We start from the raw sequence: 1,045 nt of genomic DNA on the forward strand, positions 1-1,045 counted from the left end.
GAGGTCCTCCTCGGCGGCGGCCTGGGCGCGCTTGGCCAGGACCCGCTTGGTGAGGGCCCTCATCGCCGGCTCGCGCTCCTTGAGGTCGGCGACGAGCGGGGTGGCGATGAAGATCGACGAGTAGGCGCCGGCCGCGAGGCCGACGAACAGCGACAGCGAGATGTCGTTCAGCGTGCCGGCACCGAGGAAGCCACCACCGATGAACAGCAGGCCCGCGACCGGCAGCAGGGCGACGACCGTGGTGTTGATGGAGCGGACCAGGGTGCCGTTGATCGACCGGTTGGCGATGTCGCTGTACGTCCAGCGGGTCTGCTTGGTGATGTCCTTCGTCTGCTCCTTGAGGCTGTCGAAGACGACGACCGTGTCGTAGAGCGAGTATCCGAGGATCGTCAGCAGACCGATGACGGTACCGGGCGTGACCTCGAAGCCGACCAGGGCGTAGATACCGGTCGTGATGGTGATGTCGTGGATCAGCGCGACCAGGGCCGCGACGGCCATGCGCCACTCGAAGGCGATGGCCAGGTAGATCACGACGAGCACCATGAAGATGCCCAGGCCCTCCCAGGCCTTGTTGGCGATCTGCTCACCCCAGCTCGGGCCGACCAGGTCGGCGGCGAGCTTCTCGGGGTTGAGGTTCAGGTCCTTGGCCAGCTCCTGCTTGATCTTGTCGGACTGGCCGGTGTCGATGCCGGCGATCTGGATGCGCAGGCTGCCGTTGCCGAGCTTCTGCACGATCGCCTCGTGGCCGGAGGCGTCCTTGGCGTAGGTCTCCGCCTGGGCCACCGAGGTGCTCATGCTGGTCGGCGTGGTGAAGACCGCGCCGCCCTTGAACTCGATGCCCATGTTCAGCCCGCGCACCGCGAGGCCGACGATGGCCGTGATGGTGATCAGGATGGAGATGCCGTACCAGATCTTGCGCTTGCCGACGAAGTCGTACGAGATCTCGCCGCGGTGCAGTCGAGCGCCGAGGTTGCCGAGTTTCGACATGGCTCAGGCCTCCTTCGGGTCGACAGAGCCGGCGGGACCGGCGGGACGGCGGGTGCGC

Annotated in this window: 1 protein-coding gene; it reads right to left on the reverse strand. The window is 66.9% G+C overall.

Annotated elements, in window-relative coordinates:
- Positions 1-987 (reverse strand): protein translocase subunit SecF (secF, locus tag ACZ7HQ_RS45920; protein WP_471003712.1); only part of this gene is annotated, 987 nt, incomplete at its 3' end.
- Positions 988-1,045 lie beyond the last annotated feature (58 nt).

It is taken from the genome of Streptomyces sp. NPDC037290, assembly GCF_055603245.1.